Annotated in this window: 16 protein-coding genes; 3 read left to right on the forward strand and 13 right to left on the reverse strand. The window is 70.5% G+C overall.

What is annotated here, in order from left to right:
* The first annotated feature begins 3 nt into the window (after nucleotides 1-3).
* Nucleotides 4-1,923 (forward strand): alpha-amylase family protein, encoded by a 1,920-nt coding sequence (locus LL946_RS00565; RefSeq protein ID WP_404383708.1) that lies wholly within the window; start codon nucleotides 4-6, stop codon nucleotides 1,921-1,923.
* Here LL946_RS00565 and LL946_RS00570 read toward each other — a convergent pair.
* From LL946_RS00570 to LL946_RS00600, 7 genes are all read right to left on the reverse strand, one after another.
* Complete coding sequence (locus LL946_RS00570; RefSeq protein WP_404383710.1) at nucleotides 1,904-2,581, reverse strand: nucleoside/nucleotide kinase family protein; 678 nt, start codon at nucleotides 2,579-2,581, stop codon at nucleotides 1,904-1,906. The two genes, LL946_RS00565 and LL946_RS00570, sit on opposite strands and share 20 nt — an antisense overlap.
* Entirely contained in the window at nucleotides 2,571-3,362 is a 792-nt protein-coding gene (locus tag LL946_RS00575; RefSeq protein WP_404383712.1) for a TSUP family transporter, read from the reverse strand. Before LL946_RS00575 ends, LL946_RS00570 begins: the two co-directional genes overlap by 11 nt.
* Nucleotides 3,359-4,120, reverse strand: coding sequence for an HAD family hydrolase (locus LL946_RS00580; RefSeq protein WP_404383714.1), 762 nt, complete (start codon nucleotides 4,118-4,120; stop codon nucleotides 3,359-3,361). Before LL946_RS00580 ends, LL946_RS00575 begins: the two co-directional genes overlap by 4 nt.
* Nucleotides 4,117-5,898 (reverse strand): proline--tRNA ligase, encoded by a 1,782-nt coding sequence (locus LL946_RS00585; RefSeq protein WP_404383716.1) that lies wholly within the window; start codon nucleotides 5,896-5,898, stop codon nucleotides 4,117-4,119. Before LL946_RS00585 ends, LL946_RS00580 begins: the two co-directional genes overlap by 4 nt.
* Before the next feature lie 113 nt (nucleotides 5,899-6,011).
* The gene (locus LL946_RS00590) at nucleotides 6,012-6,923 is read right to left on the reverse strand and encodes a peptidoglycan-binding protein (protein ID WP_404383718.1); all 912 of its coding nucleotides are present in this window, start codon (nucleotides 6,921-6,923) and stop codon (nucleotides 6,012-6,014) included.
* Between the two features lie 195 nt (nucleotides 6,924-7,118).
* Nucleotides 7,119-7,538: a CBS domain-containing protein gene (locus LL946_RS00595; RefSeq protein WP_404383720.1), complete on the reverse strand. Its 420-nt coding sequence runs from the start codon at nucleotides 7,536-7,538 to the stop codon at nucleotides 7,119-7,121.
* A 133-nt stretch (nucleotides 7,539-7,671) separates the two neighbouring features.
* Nucleotides 7,672-8,931: an MFS transporter gene (locus LL946_RS00600; protein WP_404383722.1), complete on the reverse strand. Its 1,260-nt coding sequence runs from the start codon at nucleotides 8,929-8,931 to the stop codon at nucleotides 7,672-7,674.
* Between the two features lie 23 nt (nucleotides 8,932-8,954).
* Here LL946_RS00600 and LL946_RS00605 point away from each other — a divergent pair, with 23 nt between their 5' ends.
* Entirely contained in the window at nucleotides 8,955-9,485 is a 531-nt protein-coding gene (locus LL946_RS00605) for an MGMT family protein (protein WP_404383724.1), read from the forward strand.
* Nucleotides 9,486-9,537: 52 nt separating this feature from the next.
* On the opposite strand, the gene LL946_RS00610 is transcribed toward LL946_RS00605, so the two are convergent.
* From LL946_RS00610 to LL946_RS00620, 3 genes are all read right to left on the reverse strand, one after another.
* Nucleotides 9,538-10,005, reverse strand: coding sequence for an SRPBCC family protein (locus tag LL946_RS00610; protein WP_404383726.1), 468 nt, complete (start codon nucleotides 10,003-10,005; stop codon nucleotides 9,538-9,540).
* A 41-nt stretch (nucleotides 10,006-10,046) separates the two neighbouring features.
* Complete coding sequence (locus LL946_RS00615) at nucleotides 10,047-10,448, reverse strand: MauE/DoxX family redox-associated membrane protein (protein ID WP_404383728.1); 402 nt, start codon at nucleotides 10,446-10,448, stop codon at nucleotides 10,047-10,049.
* 84 nt (nucleotides 10,449-10,532) lie between these two features.
* On the reverse strand, nucleotides 10,533-10,811 hold the full coding sequence (locus tag LL946_RS00620) for an antitoxin (RefSeq protein ID WP_404383730.1): 279 nt from the start codon (nucleotides 10,809-10,811) through the stop codon (nucleotides 10,533-10,535).
* A 186-nt stretch (nucleotides 10,812-10,997) separates the two neighbouring features.
* Here LL946_RS00620 and LL946_RS00625 point away from each other — a divergent pair, with 186 nt between their 5' ends.
* Nucleotides 10,998-11,501, forward strand: a complete 504-nt coding sequence (locus tag LL946_RS00625) for a hypothetical protein (RefSeq protein WP_404383732.1) — start codon at nucleotides 10,998-11,000, stop codon at nucleotides 11,499-11,501.
* Nucleotides 11,502-11,540: 39 nt separating this feature from the next.
* Here LL946_RS00625 and LL946_RS00630 read toward each other — a convergent pair whose 3' ends face one another.
* The 3 genes from LL946_RS00630 to ispG form a co-directional block, all read right to left on the reverse strand.
* Nucleotides 11,541-12,449 (reverse strand): hypothetical protein, encoded by a 909-nt coding sequence (locus LL946_RS00630; protein WP_404383734.1) that lies wholly within the window; start codon nucleotides 12,447-12,449, stop codon nucleotides 11,541-11,543.
* 156 nt (nucleotides 12,450-12,605) lie between these two features.
* On the reverse strand, nucleotides 12,606-13,451 hold the full coding sequence (locus LL946_RS00635) for a GNAT family N-acetyltransferase (protein ID WP_404383736.1): 846 nt from the start codon (nucleotides 13,449-13,451) through the stop codon (nucleotides 12,606-12,608).
* 90 nt (nucleotides 13,452-13,541) lie between these two features.
* Nucleotides 13,542-14,702 (reverse strand): flavodoxin-dependent (E)-4-hydroxy-3-methylbut-2-enyl-diphosphate synthase, encoded by a 1,161-nt coding sequence (gene ispG / locus LL946_RS00640; protein WP_404383738.1) that lies wholly within the window; start codon nucleotides 14,700-14,702, stop codon nucleotides 13,542-13,544.
* Nucleotides 14,703-14,770: the final 68 nt, after the last annotated feature.

Genomic DNA, 14,770 nt, shown 5'->3' on the forward strand with positions numbered 1-14,770 from the left:
ACAATGGCGTACGTGACGACGCCTCCCCCGCCCTCGGTCGCGCTCGACGGTCTGTCGCCCGAGCGGCGGGAGATGTTCGCGGAGCGCCTGGGGCGGTGGTGGCCGGACCTGCACGACGCGCTGGCAGGCCTCCACGGCGGCGCGGCCACCGACCTCGGAGCCGAACTCGTCGACCTCGCCGCACAGGCGTTCCGCGACCGGCCCGACGCGCAGCACCGGCGCGACCTCCAACGGATGCTCCGTCCGGACTGGCTCCAGGAGCCCTCGATGCTCGGGTACGCCGCCTACACGGAGCGCTTCGCCGGAGACCTGCGAGGCGTGGTCGAGGAGATCCCCTACCTGCGCGACCTCGGCGTCACGTACCTCCACCTCATGCCGCTGCTCCAGCCGCGCGAGGGCGACAACGACGGCGGCTACGCCGTGGCCGACTACCGCGCGGTGCGCCCCGACCTCGGGACGATGGAGGACCTCGAGGTGCTCGCCTCGGCCCTGCACGCCGACGGCGTGAGCCTCGTGCTCGACCTCGTGCTCAATCACGTCGCGCGCGAGCACGACTGGGCCGCACGCGCGAGGTCCGGCGAGACGGCATACCGGGAGTACTTCCACGTCTTCCCCGACCGCACCCTCCCCGACGCGTACGAGCTCACGCTGCCCGAGGTCTTCCCCGACTTCGCCCCCGGGAGCTTCACGTGGGACGACGAGCTCGACGGCTGGGTGTGGACGACGTTCAACGAGTGGCAGTGGGACCTCAACTGGTCCAACCCTGCGGTCCTGCGGGAGTTCGCGTCGATCATCCTCGAGCTCGCCAACCGCGGGGTGGACGTGTTCCGGCTCGACGCCATCGCCTTCATGTGGAAGCGGATGGGCACCGACTGCCAGGGCCAGCCCGAGGTCCACGCCATCACCCAGGCCCTGCGCGCGGTCACCCGGATCGCCTGTCCCGCGGTCGCTTTCAAGGCCGAGGCCATCGTCGCACCGAGCAAGCTGCTCGCCTACCTCGGCCAGGGGCGCTACACCGGCAAGGTCAGCGACCTCGCCTACCACAACAGCCTCATGGTCCAGGTGTGGTCGATGCTGGCCAGCAAGGACGTCCGCCTCGCCGCGCACGCCCTGTCACACCTGCCGACCAAGCCGACGACCTCGACGTGGCTGACCTACCTGCGCTGCCACGACGACATCGGGTGGGCGATCCAGGACGAGGACGCCGTCGCCGTGGGTGTCGACGGCCATGCCCACCGCCGCTTCCTCACGCGCTGGTATGCCGGCCAGTTCCCCGGGTCGAACGCCGACGGCCTGGTCTTCCAGTACAACCCCGCGACCGACGACGGCCGGACGAGCGGGAGCGCCGCCAGCCTGGTCGGGCTCTCCACCGCCGGCACCGATGAGGAGCGCGACCTCGCCGCGCGAGCCCTGCGGCTCGCCCACGCCCTCGTGCTCGGGTGGGGCGGGATCCCGGTGATCTGGAGCGGAGACGAGCTGGGGCAGCCCAACGACCCGCACTGGGCCGACGAGCCCGGGCACGAGGACGACAACCGCTGGGCGCACCGGCCCCGGCTGGACCGGGAGCGGCACGACGCGCGCAACGACCCCACGACGGCGGCGGGACGGGTCTTCGCTGACCTCCAGGGCCTCATCCGGGCGCGCGCGTCGCTCCCCCACCTGCACGGCAGCATCGAGTCCCGCATCGGGCCGGTCGACGACCCGGGGGTGCTCGTCACCGTGCGCGAGCACCCGCTTGGGACCTTCGTGGCCGTGCACAACGTCACTCCGACCTGGCGCCTCTGGCCCGGTCACCGGGCCCACGCCCTCGGCGTGGACAACTCGAGCGACGAGCTCACCGGTCAGCCGCTGACGTGGGGTGACGACGGCAACGTGTGGCTCGAGCCCTACGCCGTCGTGTGGCTCACTGCCGAGGCTCGCTGAGCACCACGCCGTCGAGCAGGACGACGTCGGCGCTCTCGGCGCCTCCGTCGACGACGCGGGCGTTGGACTCGTCGGAGCGCAGCACCCACTCCGTCGCGTCGGCTGCCTCACGGCCGGTCTCGACGTGACGGGCGATGAGCCGCTCCACCCGAGCGTCCGGGTCGAGCGCGCACCACCACACCTCGTCGAGCATCGGCGCCACCGTCGGCCAGTCGCCGTCGTCGAGCAGCAGGTAGTTGCCCTCGGTCACGACCAGGTCGGCGTCGAGGGGGACGACGAGCGAGTCGGGCACCGGCTCACCGACGCCGTGGTCGAAGCTCGGTGCCGTGACGACAGCGCGAGGTTCCGCGCGCACGGACGCCAGCACACCGGCATACGCCATCGCGTCGAACGTGTCGGGAGCGCCCTTGCGGTCGCGTCGCCCGAGCGACTCGAGCGCGGCGTTCGTGAGGTGGAAGCCGTCCATCGGCACGTGCGCGACCCGACCCGACAGGCGCTCGTATGCCGTGACGGCCGTGAGCAGCCGCGTCACCAAGGTCGTCTTGCCGGCTCCGGGTGGCCCGGCGATGCCGAGGACCGCGCGACGGGGTGCGACCCGGTCGACGAGGTCGGCGAGCCGGTCGAGGAGGTCCTCGACCTCGCGGGGGTCACCAGACACCGAGCACCTGCCCACCGATGCGGATCGTGAATGCCGCGACGACCACGACGAAGACGATGCGGACGAAGCCGCTGCCCCGGGACACCGCGGTCCGGGCACCGACGTAGCCGCCGAGGAGGTTCGCCGCAGCCATCACGGCGCCAACCTTCCACATGACGTGGCCTCCGGGGGCGAAGACGGTGAGGGCGCCGAGGTTGGTCGCGAAGTTCGCGATCTTGGCCTTGGCGCTGGCCTCGAGGAAGGCGTAGCCCATGAGGCCGACGAGCGCGAAGACCATGAACGAGCCCGTGCCCGGCCCGAGCGCCCCGTCGTAGACGCCGATGACGAACCCGACGAGCATCGCCGTGACGGTGTGGCGGGTGCCGTCCCACCGCAGCGCCGTGTTCGTCCCGAGCGAGGGCTTGAAGAGCGTGTAGGCACCCACCGCGACGAGCATGACGAGGATGATCGGGTTGAAGGCGGACTTGGGGATGTGCAGCCCGATGAGGGCGCCTCCGATCGCGCCGACGTAGGCCACGGCCGCCATCGGCAGGGCCGTGCGCAGATCCGGACGGACGCGTCGCCAGTAGGTCGTCGCGCTGGCAACCGTGCCGGCGATGGACCCGATCTTGTTCGTGGCCAGGACCTGCGCCGGGCTCGCACCCGGGAAGCCGAGCAGGAGAGCAGGGATCTGGATGAGCCCTCCCCCGCCGACGACCGCGTCGATCCAGCCGGCGACGAACCCGGCGAGGGCCATGAGCGCGAGCGTGGTCAGCCCGACGTCGCCCAGCGCCTCGGTCATGCCTCCGACCACGCGTCGACGATGTCGAGGATGTCGAGCAGCTCGTGGGCGACGGCGTCGGGAGTGACCTCGACGGCGACCTGCTGGTCGACCGGGATGTCCGAGTGCGGGATCCAGATGGCGCGCATGCCGACCTGCTGCGGACCGTGGACGTCCTCGAACGGGCGGTCACCGACGTAGGCCGCCGCCTCGGGGTCGACACCGACGGCCTCGCACGCCGCACGGAAGGCGTCGGCGTGCGGCTTCACGACGTGGATCTCGGAGGAGTAGACGTCGGCGTCGAGGAGGTCGAGGACACCGTCGCGCCTGAACACCTCGCGGTGGTAGTCGCGGGACCAGATCGTGTTGGAGAGGACGCCGATGCGAATTCCCCTCTCTCGCAGCCCTTCCCACACGGGACGGACCTGTGCGTCGGTGTGGGTGTGCGGCTCCCAGAAGCCGCGGTAGGCCGCGAGCGCCAGGTGGTGACGGTCGTGGGCCGGGTCGATGCCGGCGTCGTCGAGGATCGCCTCGAGCGTCGCGCTGGAGTGCTCGGTGCGACCTCGTTGCCACGCCCGGCCCTCGGCCTCGAGGATGCGCATCGCCAGCGAGTCCGCCTCGGCGAGCTCCTCGGCAGGCATGTCGCTCGCGTCGAGGGGGATGCCGTGGACCTCGCGCGCATAGACCCGCCACTGCTGCGGCAGGTCGACGTCGTGCCAGGGCGTGAGGGTCCCGCCCCAGTCGAAGATGACGGCCTCGAGGGGGCGGGACTGCGTCATGCGCCGTCTCCGCGGACCTCGCGCAGCACCTCGTCGACGACGGAGTCGACCGCGACCTCGCGACGCTCGCCGGAGCGGCGGTCCTTGATCTCGACGATGCCGTTCTCGAGCGACTTGCCGACGACGACGATGGTCGGGACGCCGATGAGCTCGGAGTCCTTGAACTTCACGCCGGGGCTGACCTTCTCGCGGTCGTCGTAGAGGACCTCGAGGCCCTGGGCCTCGAAGGCCGCGGTGAGCTCGTCAGCCTTGGCGAAGACGTCACCATCGCGGTCGCGGTTCTTGCCCGTCGCGACGACGTGGACGTCGGCGGGCGTGACGTTGCGCGGCCAGCACAGGCCCGCCTCGTCGAGGTTGCCCTCCGCGACCGCGGCGACGGCGCGCGAGACGCCGATGCCGTAGGAGCCCATCGTCACGGTGACGAGCTTGCCGTTCTCGTCGAGCACCTTGAGGTCGAGCGCCTCGGCGAACTTGCGGCCGAGCTGGAAGATGTGGCCCATCTCGATGCCGCGGGCGGTGTGCAGGACTCCGTTGCCGTCGGGGCTCGGGTCGCCCTCGCGCACCTCGGCGGCCTGGATCGTGCCGTCGGCGGTGAAGTCACGACCGTGGACGAGGTCGAGGACGTGCTTGCCGTGCTCGTCGGCACCGGTGACCCACGCGGACCCCTCGGCGACCGACGGGTCGAGGAGGTAGCGGATCTTCGACTCGCGTTCCTCGCCGAGCACGCCCGGGCCGATGTAGCCCTTGGCCAGCGACGGGGTGGCGGCGAAGTCCTTCTCGTCGAAGGCCTCGACCTCGGCGGGCGACACCTGCGCCTCGAGCCGCTTGGCGTCGACCTCGCGGTCACCGGGCACGCCGATGGCGAGCGGCTCACGGGTGCCGTCGGGGTGGACGAGCATGACGATGACGTTCTTGAGGGTGTCGGCGGCGGTCCACTCCCGACCGTCGTGGCGCGGGTGGTTCGCGTTGAGCGAGGCGACGAGCGTCTCGATCGTCGGGGTGTCGGGGGTGTCCTCGATGTGCGCAGCCGGCACGGCCGAGGCGTCCAGTGCCTCGGCCTGCGCGACCACGACGGCCTCGACGTTCGCGGCATACGTGCCGGCATCGTTGCGGACGAACGTGTCCTCGCCGATCGCACTCACGGCGAGGAACTCCTCGCTCGCCGAGCCGCCCATGGCACCGGACATCGCGGCGACGATGACGTACTCGAAGCCGAGCCGGTCGAAGATCCGGACATAGGCCTCGCGGTGCGCGTCGTAGGACGCCTGCAGCCCCTCGTCGCTCACGTCGAACGAGTACGAGTCCTTCATGATGAACTCGCGCCCGCGCAGGAGCCCGGCGCGCGGCCGCGCCTCGTCGCGGTACTTGTTCTGGATCTGGTAGATGCTGAGCGGCAGGTCCTTGTAGGAGCTGTACAGGTCCTTGACGGCGAGGGTGAACATCTCCTCGTGCGTCGGCCCGAGCAGGTAGTCGACGCCCTTGCGGTCCTTGAGCCGGAAGATGTTGTCGCCGTACTCGGTCCAGCGGTTCGTCGCCTCGTAGGGCTCGCGCGGCAGCAGTGCCGGGAACGTCAGCTCCTGCGCCCCCATCGCGTCCATCTCCTCGCGGACGATCGCCTCGACACGGCGCAGGACCTTGAGCCCGAGCGGCAGCCAGGTGTAGATGCCGGGTGCGGCGCGACGGATGTAGCCGGCGCGCACGAGGAGCCGGTGACCGGGCAGCTCGGCATCGGCCGGGTCCTCGCGCAGGGTTCGCAGGAACAGCGAGGACATGCGCATGGCCACAGTGGCTCTCCAGGGTCTTGGTGGGGGGAACCCGCCAAGGATAACGACGACCTCGTATGCCGTTCACTCCCATTCCGGGTACGCGGCAACGGAGAGCGCGGCGTGGCTCAGGCGAAGGCACCGAACGTGTCGCCGTTGATCACCGTCGTCATGTAGAGGTAGCCCCGGCTGGCCGCGAATCGTGGGTCCTTCTTGACGATCGCCATGAACGCCTGGTGCTCGGCTTTGCTCCGGCCCACGAGGCAGCCCGCGCCGTGTGTGCCGATGCTGTTCGCCGGGGCGTCGTGAGCGTGGTGCTGGTTGATGCCGAAGCCGTCGCCCGTGAAGGTCCGGTCGCCGGTGCGCTTCCCGTCCTTGTTCTTGTCCCGATGCACTGTGACGTTCGCGGCCTGTACCAGCGCTTCGTGCTTGCGGGGCGGCGACTGGTTCGCCCGGTGGAACCCGACCCTCCACGCCTTGTACTGCCCGAACGCGATCCGGGCGGCACCGTTGGCATTGAGCGGGTGGTCCGTGAAGTGTTTCCCCGGCTCGGTGGTGGCCAAGGCGTTGTGCAGCACGACCGGCTTCCCGCTCACGTCGCGCTTGATCACGATGCGCCGGTCGTTGAACTGGTCGGGAGCATCGGGGTTGGGTCGACCGTCGGCGTTCGCGCCCTCGATGTAGACGATGGTGAGAAAGCCCGGAAGCCGTGCCACGAACAGGCGGTTGGCCAGCATGAACTTGACGAGTCGACTACCGAAGTCGGTGCCCAGCTTCCAGGGCAGGAACGTCCGCGGCGTCTGCTGGAGCAGGGCCTTGGCGATCGCCGGAGTGATGGCCACAGGGGCCGGGAGCCCCAGGGTCTTGGCGAACGTGGGGACCACGAGCCTCGTCACCGGACCGACCGAACCATCAGCGGGTGGGTCGAGGCAGCCGAGGGCGACGAGGCGGCTCTGGAACTCCTTGGCAAGGGCGACCGAACCGCCGAAGTCCTGGACGGAGACGCTGGCCGTGCCGGCTGCGATCTGTGCGAGTGTCATGGCTGCCTCCCAGCGCTCGTCGTACCCCGAGCAGCCCGGCAGCCGAAGGCTTCCGGCGCCCCGTCAGTGCTCACGGTCCTCGGATGCCCGGGATGCCACAACACTCATCCGGGCTGGCCCGGATGAGTGTTGTGGGCGTGGCCCGTCGCCTGCGCGGCGCGAACGCCTGGCCGCCGAGGACCATCTGAACCGCGGTCAGGGCCTGGCGAAGACTCCCTCGACGAACTGGCTCAGCTGCCTCTCGTCCAGGTGCTTGGCGAGATCGGCCTCGCTGATCATGCCGACCAGCCTGTGGTCGGCCATGACCGGCAGTCGCTTGATCTGCTCGCGACCCATCGTCTCGACGACCGTGCTCATGTCGGTGTCGGCGTCGACCCAGGTGACCTTGCCCTGGGCGAGCTCGGCGGCGGTGCAGCTGCTCGGGTCCAAGCCCTCTGCGATGCACTTGATGACGATGTCGCGGTCGGTGATGATCCCGTGCAGCTTCTCGTCCTTGCCGCAGATGGGCAGGGAGCCGACTCCCATGTCGCGCATCATCCGGGCCGCTTCGTCGAGCGTCTGGTCCTCTGCGATGCACTGCGTTCCTGCGTGCATGATGTCTCGGGCCGTCGTCATGGTGACCTCCTCGGTGTGGGGGAACTTCCGGGGCGGCGCACGGGGACTGGCCTGGACGACGAAGGCCGGTCGGCACGCCGTCCCCGCCACTCTCCTCCGGCCGTCGGGGTCGCACAACCCCCGCCGGGACCGTTCAGTCGGGCTCGACGAACCTCGCCGTGGGGGCTGCCCGCCGCAGCGCCGGGACCCACATGAGCAAGGCGGCGCAGCCGTTCGCGACGGCCACGACGACGAGGGCGCGAGCCACTCCCCAGTGGGACGCGACCTGACCCGACACGAGGACGCCGAGCGTCGCGCCTCCACCCCAGGAGATCGTCCGGGACGCGGTGCTCACGCGTGAGAGGAGCCGTTCGGGGATGACCTGCATGCGGTAGGTGACCGTCGCCGAGATGACGAGCACCTGCAACGTCGCGTAGACGAGGTAGACCGCGAGCGCCAGGCCGTAGCGGTCCATCCTGCTCAGCACGACGAGGAGCAGCGTCATCGCCGGGAAGAGGAGCTGCCCCAGGCGGATCGCCCCGAGCCGGCGGCTGAGCCGGGGCATGAGGAACGACGCGAAGAACGCGCCGGCGGCCCAGCTGCCGAAGAGCAGCCCGAACCGCCAGCCGCTCGTGCCCACGCCGAGGACGCGGTCGGCCCACGGCACGATGAGACCGAGAAGCGCAGCGGCAGAGCCGGCTCCGAAGACGGCGACCATCGCCAGCGGCCACAGCGTCGGGTGCCGCCGAAGGTAGGTCAGGCCCTCGACGAGGTCGCCCCACAGGACGCCGGGCGTGACACGGACCGCCTGCTCTCGGGTCCCGTTCATCGCGGAGCGGATCGCACGGACGAGCAGGACGCTGCCGAGGAAGGACAGGACGTCCACGACGAGCAGCGTTGCCGGTGACCAGATGACGAGCGCGAGGCCCGCAGCAGCCGGCATGGCGACGTCGAGGACACCTTGAGTGCCCCAGATCCGCGCGTTGGCGTCGGGCAGACGATGACGCCCGACCAGCGTCGGGAGTGCCCCGGCACTGGACCCGTCGAAGAGCACAGCCGCGGACGCAGAGGCGAAGGCGGCGGCATACACGTGCGGGATGGTGAGCACCCCCAGGACGTGGGCCACGACGAGGCTGGCGATGGCGCCGGCGCTCACCAGGTCGGCGGCGATCATGATGCGGCGACGGTCGAAGCGGTCGCCCAGGACGCCGCCGACGAGCCCGAAGAACGCCATCGAGAGGGTGCTCGTGGCCATGAGCGACGACGTGAGCGCCGGCGAGCCCGTCTCCTGGTAGATGAGCACCGGCAGGGCGACCGCCGTGACCGACGAGCCGATCATCGTCACCGCGCGCGAGGACCAGTAGCGCAAGAAGTCGGCGTCGCGCCACAGCGTCGGGGCCGCGGCGCTCGTCACCACCCCACCCTAGGCTGGCGGCCATGGCGAGCGAGCTGACCATCGAGCGCGTGCTGACCCTCGTCGAGCTGGTGCCCCGCGGCCGGGTGGTGAGCTACGGCGACCTCGGCGGCATCGTCGGGATCGGTCCTCGGCAGGTGGGGTCCTTCATGTCGCAACACAGCGACGGACTCCCCTGGTGGCGCGTCACCAACGCCTCCGGTGACCTGCCGAGGGACCTGCTCGACCGGGCCCGGCCGCACTGGGCCGACGAGGGGATCCTCGTGAAGCGCAACGGCCTGGGCTGCCGGATCGCCGACTACCGCGCGGACCTCGAGGCGCTGGCCACGGCATACCGGGTCCGCATCGCCGACACGCTCGAACGCACGGGCACCGCGATCCCGCACACGAGCAACCCCGCGGCCCGCGCGCTCGCGGCGGCCGGCATCACGACGCTCGAGGAACTCAGCGAGTGGCGCCGCTCAGACGTACTCGCCCTGCACGGCACGGGCCCGAAGGCGTTGGGCATGCTCGACCTCGCCCTCGCCGAGGCCGAGCTGGAGTGGAGGGCCTGAGCCCTCGCCTACTGCAGCCCCGCCGTCAGGGGTGGCCGTGCCGTGACGCTCGTCAGGCCGCGGTGCTGGACTCCGCAGCCCGCTTGAGCCGGGCCAGGCCCTTCTCGAAGTCCTTGCCGACGAGCTTCTCGGTCGGCACGACCTTGGCGAACAGGGCCATGAGGCCGGTGTTGTTGCCCCGCATGACCCAGTCGACGTTCGTGCCGTCACCGACCGGGGTGAGCACGAACTCGATCTCGTGATCGGCCTTGAAGGGCTTCGTGAAGTGCAGGTCGACGCCGATGCTCTGGCCGCTGGAGCTCGTGATCTCCATCGAACCCTCGCCGGCCTTGCGGTTGCCCTGCCACTCGTAATGGGCCCCCACACCGGAGTCCGAGCCGGAGTAGGCGCGGCGCAGGTCCGGGTCGACGTCTTCCCACGGAGACCAGGCCTCCCAGCGGTGGAAGTCGTTGATGAGTCCGTGGACGACGGCCGGTGGCGCGTCGATGGAGGTGCTGCGGCTGAACTCGAAGGCGGCCATGGCGCCCAGACTAGGACTCCGCTGGGGGCCGGCGGGAGGGATCAGAGGCGACCGGCGGCGCGCAGGGCGGTCCGGATGAGCGGCCACTGCAGCGGGAGCCGGGCGACGGTGCCCGCCAGGAAGGCCTTGGAGCCGGCGTCATCCCTGCGCTGGGCCCGCTTGGCGTGGTCGGCGGTCATCTGGACGTTGGCGGGGAACACCCCGACGAGCAGGACCGCGCTGGCGAGACCGGCGGCCTTGCGCGTGCGCGGGTGGAGCAGCCCGAGCGCACAGACGATCTCGGCGACACCGCTGACGTAGACGAGCTCGCGCTTGCGTGGCAGCACGTGCGGCACGATCCCCTCGAAGACCTGGGGGCGGACGAGATGGGTCGCGCCCGAGGTGAGGAAGAGGGTCGCGAGTCCCACGGTGGCCTTGTCGAGCGGCGGGTTCGTCTGCGGCATACGGTCATCGTCGCAGAACGCGCCCCTGCTGCACGGGGCAGCAAGGGCGCGTTCGGGCCTTCGGTGGGCTGGTCGCCGAGCGACTCAGGGGGTCGGCGGCGCCGGGGGCGGGGTCACCGGCTCGTCGGTCCGCGGCAGGCTCGCGCCGGGGGCCGGACGGTTGTGGGCGATGCCGAGTCCGGAGCGCACGGCGTTGCCGCCCTTGCCCACGTGGCCGGCGTACTTCGGGCCCACCTTGCCCCTCACGGCCGACTCGACCTTGGCGATGGCGGACGAGACGGAGTCGGGGTTCTTCTGGGCGTAGTCGCGGGCCTGCTTGGCCAGTCCGGCCAGTGCGGCGAGCTTGATGACACCACGAGCCATGGGTCCTCCTCGGGTTGAAAACGGGTCTGCCCGGTGAACTCGCACGGGCCGGGCGGTGTTCCCGGACCCTGCTCGCAGGAGCCTTGACCACCTCCTGAGTCGCTCCTGACCGGGGGTTTGCCCGACCCAACCTAGCGTCGAAGTGCTGGCTCTCCCCACCACGCCACCGATGCAGGAGGAACCTCCATGACCATTCTCGCCACGCGTGGCGCCCGGACGGCAGCCGTCGCGGCCGTCTCCGTCGCCGCCCTCCTCGGGACCGCTCCCTCGGCCTCCGCCGTCACCAAGCTCACCCACTCGCAGGCGACCGCGAAGCTGTCCGCGGCCGGAATCACCTGGTCCTCGACCGGTGGCTGCAGCAACCGCAACGTGTCGACCTGCACGTCGTTCGAGCAGATCAACTCGACGACCATCGACGGCATCATCACCCTCAAGCGCGCCAGCGGCTGTGCCATCAACGCCACGGGCGGCACCGAGGTGGGGCACGCGTCGGGGACCTACAGCCACTGGAACGGCTACAAGATCGACATCGGCCTCTACAGCTGCGTCGGCAGCTACATCACGAGCACGTTCACGTATGCCGGGGTGCGCGGTGACGGTGCACCCATGTATCGCTCAGGCGCGGGCAACATCTACGCCAAGGAGAGCAACCACTGGGACATCCTCTACTACAACTGCGGCGGCTGCTGATCCCCGTCGGCCCCCCGGTCCTCACGAACGGGGCACATGTCACGCGCTTGTGAGGACCGGGAGCCCGAGCCCGCGGGCAACTTGGTCCATGAAGCGCCAGGGGTCGAGCCTGAGGCCCAGCAACGGGATCCGCAGCACCCTGGTCGACCCGAGTGCGACCTCGTTGGCCCGGAGCGCGTCGTCGGTGGGGTTGAGCCCGAGCAGGTGGTGACCGCCGTCGATCTCGACGACGAGGCCCTCCCACTCGACATCGAGGTAGACGCGGCCCGAGGGACCAGTCCGCAGACTCTGCCGTCGGGGCTGCGGCAAGCCGTAGCGACGGCACCATCCGCCGAAGTCGAGCTCGCCCAACGAGTGCGCACCGTCGCACACATCGGGAATCACCTGCCCGAGGAGCTCGCGTCGCGGCGAGCGACGCACGATCAGCCACGCCTCCATGAGTCGCGCCGGTCGCACGAGCCGCTGTTGGACGGGCAGGCACACGAGCAGGGCTGCCTGTCGGTCACTCACCGCCCACTGCGCGGCGTGGATGATCGCCCACTCAGGAGCGACCCGCGGAACTCCCGCAGTGACGCAGCGTTCGAGGACCCGCCGCTGATGAGTGGTCACGCCATGGACCTCACGGACGCTGGCCGACCTCGGGAGGCTCACGTCGATGGTCGATGGTGCGAAGCCCTGCATGCCCTGGGCGACGAGCGCCGCCGGCCCGTCGAGCACGGCACCCGGGCCGGACTCCCACACCGCATGCCACAGGTCGGCTACCGGCTCCTTCGGGACCTCGAGCACCTCGAGGGTGTGCAGCCCCCTGACGCGCCAGCGACCGTTGCCAACCTCGGTGCGCACGTCGTTGCGGTGCACCCCGGCGGCGCGCAGGTCACGTCGACGCACGACTCCCCCGCGCTCCGCCGCCAGTCCTGCGGCAACGCGCCGCCTCTGATTCTTGTCCATCAGTCGATCGTCGATCGGCCTCCGGTCATGAGCCACGTGCAGAGGGGCTGCCTGTGGACGATGGCCACCGGGACCGATGACTGTGGACGACGGCGTCCTCACAAACGGGGCTCATGTCCCCCGTTCGTGAGGACCACGCGGACCAAGCCGGCGTCGTCAGAGGAGGACGGTGGTGAAGTCGCCGACGGGCGCGAACCCGAGCGCACCATAGGTCGCCAGCGCCGGCGCGTTGAAGTCGTTGACGTACAGCGACACCATCGGCGCCTGCCCCGCCATCACCTGCTCCATCACCGACGCCAGCATCGGCACGGCGAGCCCCTGCCCGCGCAGGTGCGGCGCCAGCCACACCCCCTGCAGCTGCGCGCACCCGAGCGCCAGCGACCCGATGTCGGTCTTGAAGATCACCTGGCCGTCCTCGACGACGACGTAGGTGTGACCGCGCGCGATGAGCGACGCCAGCGAGCCGCGATAGCTGCGCGGCGACCCCGAGTACGGCGCGTAGCCGATCTCGGCCGTGAACATGTGGGCGGCGGCCGGCAGCACGATGTCGACCTCGTCGGCCCGCGCCGGACGCACCCTCGGGTCGAGCTCCACCCCGAGCGCCGACGGCGGCGTCGACGTGGACAGCAGCGGCTGGTGGTCACGGATCGCCCGCGGCCGGCCCCAGTCCGGCTCGAGGTCGTCCCAGAGGTCGACGACCTCCTCACGGGGGCCGAGCAGCGAGGCGACCCGGCCGCGCCAGCGACGCATCCGATCGGCATACATCGCCCTCGCCCCGGGAGTGGACTCGACGGGCACGATGTTGGAGCTCGCCCAGCACATCGACGTGAGCCGGCCGTCCTCGCGCACGCCCATCGCCGCCGCGACCGAGCCGCTGGACAACGTCTCGAGGATCCGCGCGGCCACGAACACGTGCGCCGGGACGTTGCGCGAGCAGAGCTCGAGAGCGTCGTCGACGTCGCTGCGGGTGAGTGACCTCACCGGGGTTCGGGTGCGGAGCACGCGATCAGCCTAGGCGGCGAACCTGCACCGCACCTGCCGTCCCGCGCGAATTTCCGTGCGGAGGCGTATGCCGTCCGCCACTGTCCGCGGTCAGCCCACCGTGACGCTCGGGGCGCCCGCGGTCTCCTCGTCGATCGGCTCGCCCATCTCCTCGGCGATCCGCATGGCCTCCTCGATGAGGGTCTCGACGATCATGGCCTCGGGCACGGTCTTGATGACCTCGCCCTTGACGAAGATCTGGCCCTTGCCGTTGCCGGAGGCGACACCGAGGTCGGCCTCGCGGGCCTCACCGGGACCGTTGACGACGCAGCCCATGACGGCGACGCGCAGCGGGACGGTCATGCCCTCGAGCCCGGCGGTGACCTGCTCGGCGAGGGTGTAGACGTCGACCTGAGCGCGACCGCACGACGGGCACGACACGATCTCGAGCTTGCGGGGCTTGAGGTTGAGCGACTGGAGGATCTGGTTGCCGACCTTGACCTCCTCGACGGGAGGAGCGGACAGCGAGACGCGGATGGTGTCGCCGATGCCCTTGGAGAGCAGCGCGCCGAACGCCGTCGCCGACTTGATCGTGCCCTGGAACGCCGGCCCGGCCTCGGTCACACCGAGGTGCAGCGGCCAGTCGCCCCGCTCGGAGAGCATCTCGTAGGCGCGCACCATGACGACCGGGTCGTTGTGCTTGACCGAGATCTTGAAGTCGTGGAAGTCGTGCTCCTCGAAGAGCCCGGCCTCCCACACCGCCGACTCGACGAGCGCCTCGGCGGTGGCCTTGCCGTACTTCTGCAGCAGGCGCGGGTCGAGCGAACCGGCGTTGACGCCGATCCGGATCGAGACGCCGGCGTCCTTGGCGGCCGCGGCGATCTGCTTGACCTGGTCGTCGAACTTGCGGATGTTGCCGGGGTTGACGCGGACCGCGGCGCAGCCGGCGTCGATCGCCGCGAAGACGTACTTGGGCTGGAAGTGGATGTCGGCGATGACCGGGATCTGCGACTTCTTGGCGATGGCCGGCAGCGCCTCGGCGTCGTCCTGGCTCGGGCACGCGACGCGCACGATGTCGCAGCCGGTCGCGGTGAGCTCGGCGATCTGCTGGAGCGTGGCGTTGATGTCGGTCGTCGGCGTCGTCGTCATCGACTGCACGGAGATGGGGGCGTCGCCACCGACCTCGACCTTGCCGACCTTGATCTTGCGCGTCTTGCGACGGGGCGCCAGCACGGGCGGGGGCAGGGACGGCATACCGAGACCAACAGTCATGGCACCCATTATCCGGTATGCCGTCCGCGCACCACGCCGCGCACCCTCACCGGGCGCTCCAGGCGGGC

It is taken from the genome of Knoellia locipacati, from assembly GCF_044791685.1.
GTDB classification, from domain to species: domain Bacteria; phylum Actinomycetota; class Actinomycetes; order Actinomycetales; family Dermatophilaceae; genus Knoellia; species Knoellia locipacati_A.

What these genes read in the sequence shown, in the direction of transcription:
- LL946_RS00565 (WP_404383708.1), top strand. Translation starts at nt 4, where the DNA reads ATGGCGTACGTGACGACGCCTCCCCCGCCCTCGGTCGCGCTCGACGGT.
- LL946_RS00575 (WP_404383712.1), bottom strand. Translation starts at nt 3,362, where the DNA reads ATGACCGAGGCGCTGGGCGACGTCGGGCTGACCACGCTCGCGCTCATG.
- LL946_RS00580 (WP_404383714.1), bottom strand. Translation starts at nt 4,120, where the DNA reads ATGACGCAGTCCCGCCCCCTCGAGGCCGTCATCTTCGACTGGGGCGGG.
- LL946_RS00585 (WP_404383716.1), bottom strand. Translation starts at nt 5,898, where the DNA reads ATGCGCATGTCCTCGCTGTTCCTGCGAACCCTGCGCGAGGACCCGGCC.
- LL946_RS00590 (WP_404383718.1), bottom strand. Translation starts at nt 6,923, where the DNA reads ATGACACTCGCACAGATCGCAGCCGGCACGGCCAGCGTCTCCGTCCAG.
- LL946_RS00595 (WP_404383720.1), bottom strand. Translation starts at nt 7,538, where the DNA reads ATGACGACGGCCCGAGACATCATGCACGCAGGAACGCAGTGCATCGCA.
- LL946_RS00605 (WP_404383724.1), top strand. Translation starts at nt 8,955, where the DNA reads ATGGCGAGCGAGCTGACCATCGAGCGCGTGCTGACCCTCGTCGAGCTG.
- LL946_RS00610 (WP_404383726.1), bottom strand. Translation starts at nt 10,005, where the DNA reads ATGGCCGCCTTCGAGTTCAGCCGCAGCACCTCCATCGACGCGCCACCG.
- LL946_RS00615 (WP_404383728.1), bottom strand. Translation starts at nt 10,448, where the DNA reads ATGCCGCAGACGAACCCGCCGCTCGACAAGGCCACCGTGGGACTCGCG.
- LL946_RS00620 (WP_404383730.1), bottom strand. Translation starts at nt 10,811, where the DNA reads ATGGCTCGTGGTGTCATCAAGCTCGCCGCACTGGCCGGACTGGCCAAG.
- LL946_RS00625 (WP_404383732.1), top strand. Translation starts at nt 10,998, where the DNA reads ATGACCATTCTCGCCACGCGTGGCGCCCGGACGGCAGCCGTCGCGGCC.
- LL946_RS00630 (WP_404383734.1), bottom strand. Translation starts at nt 12,449, where the DNA reads ATGGACAAGAATCAGAGGCGGCGCGTTGCCGCAGGACTGGCGGCGGAG.
- ispG (WP_404383738.1), bottom strand. Translation starts at nt 14,702, where the DNA reads ATGACTGTTGGTCTCGGTATGCCGTCCCTGCCCCCGCCCGTGCTGGCG.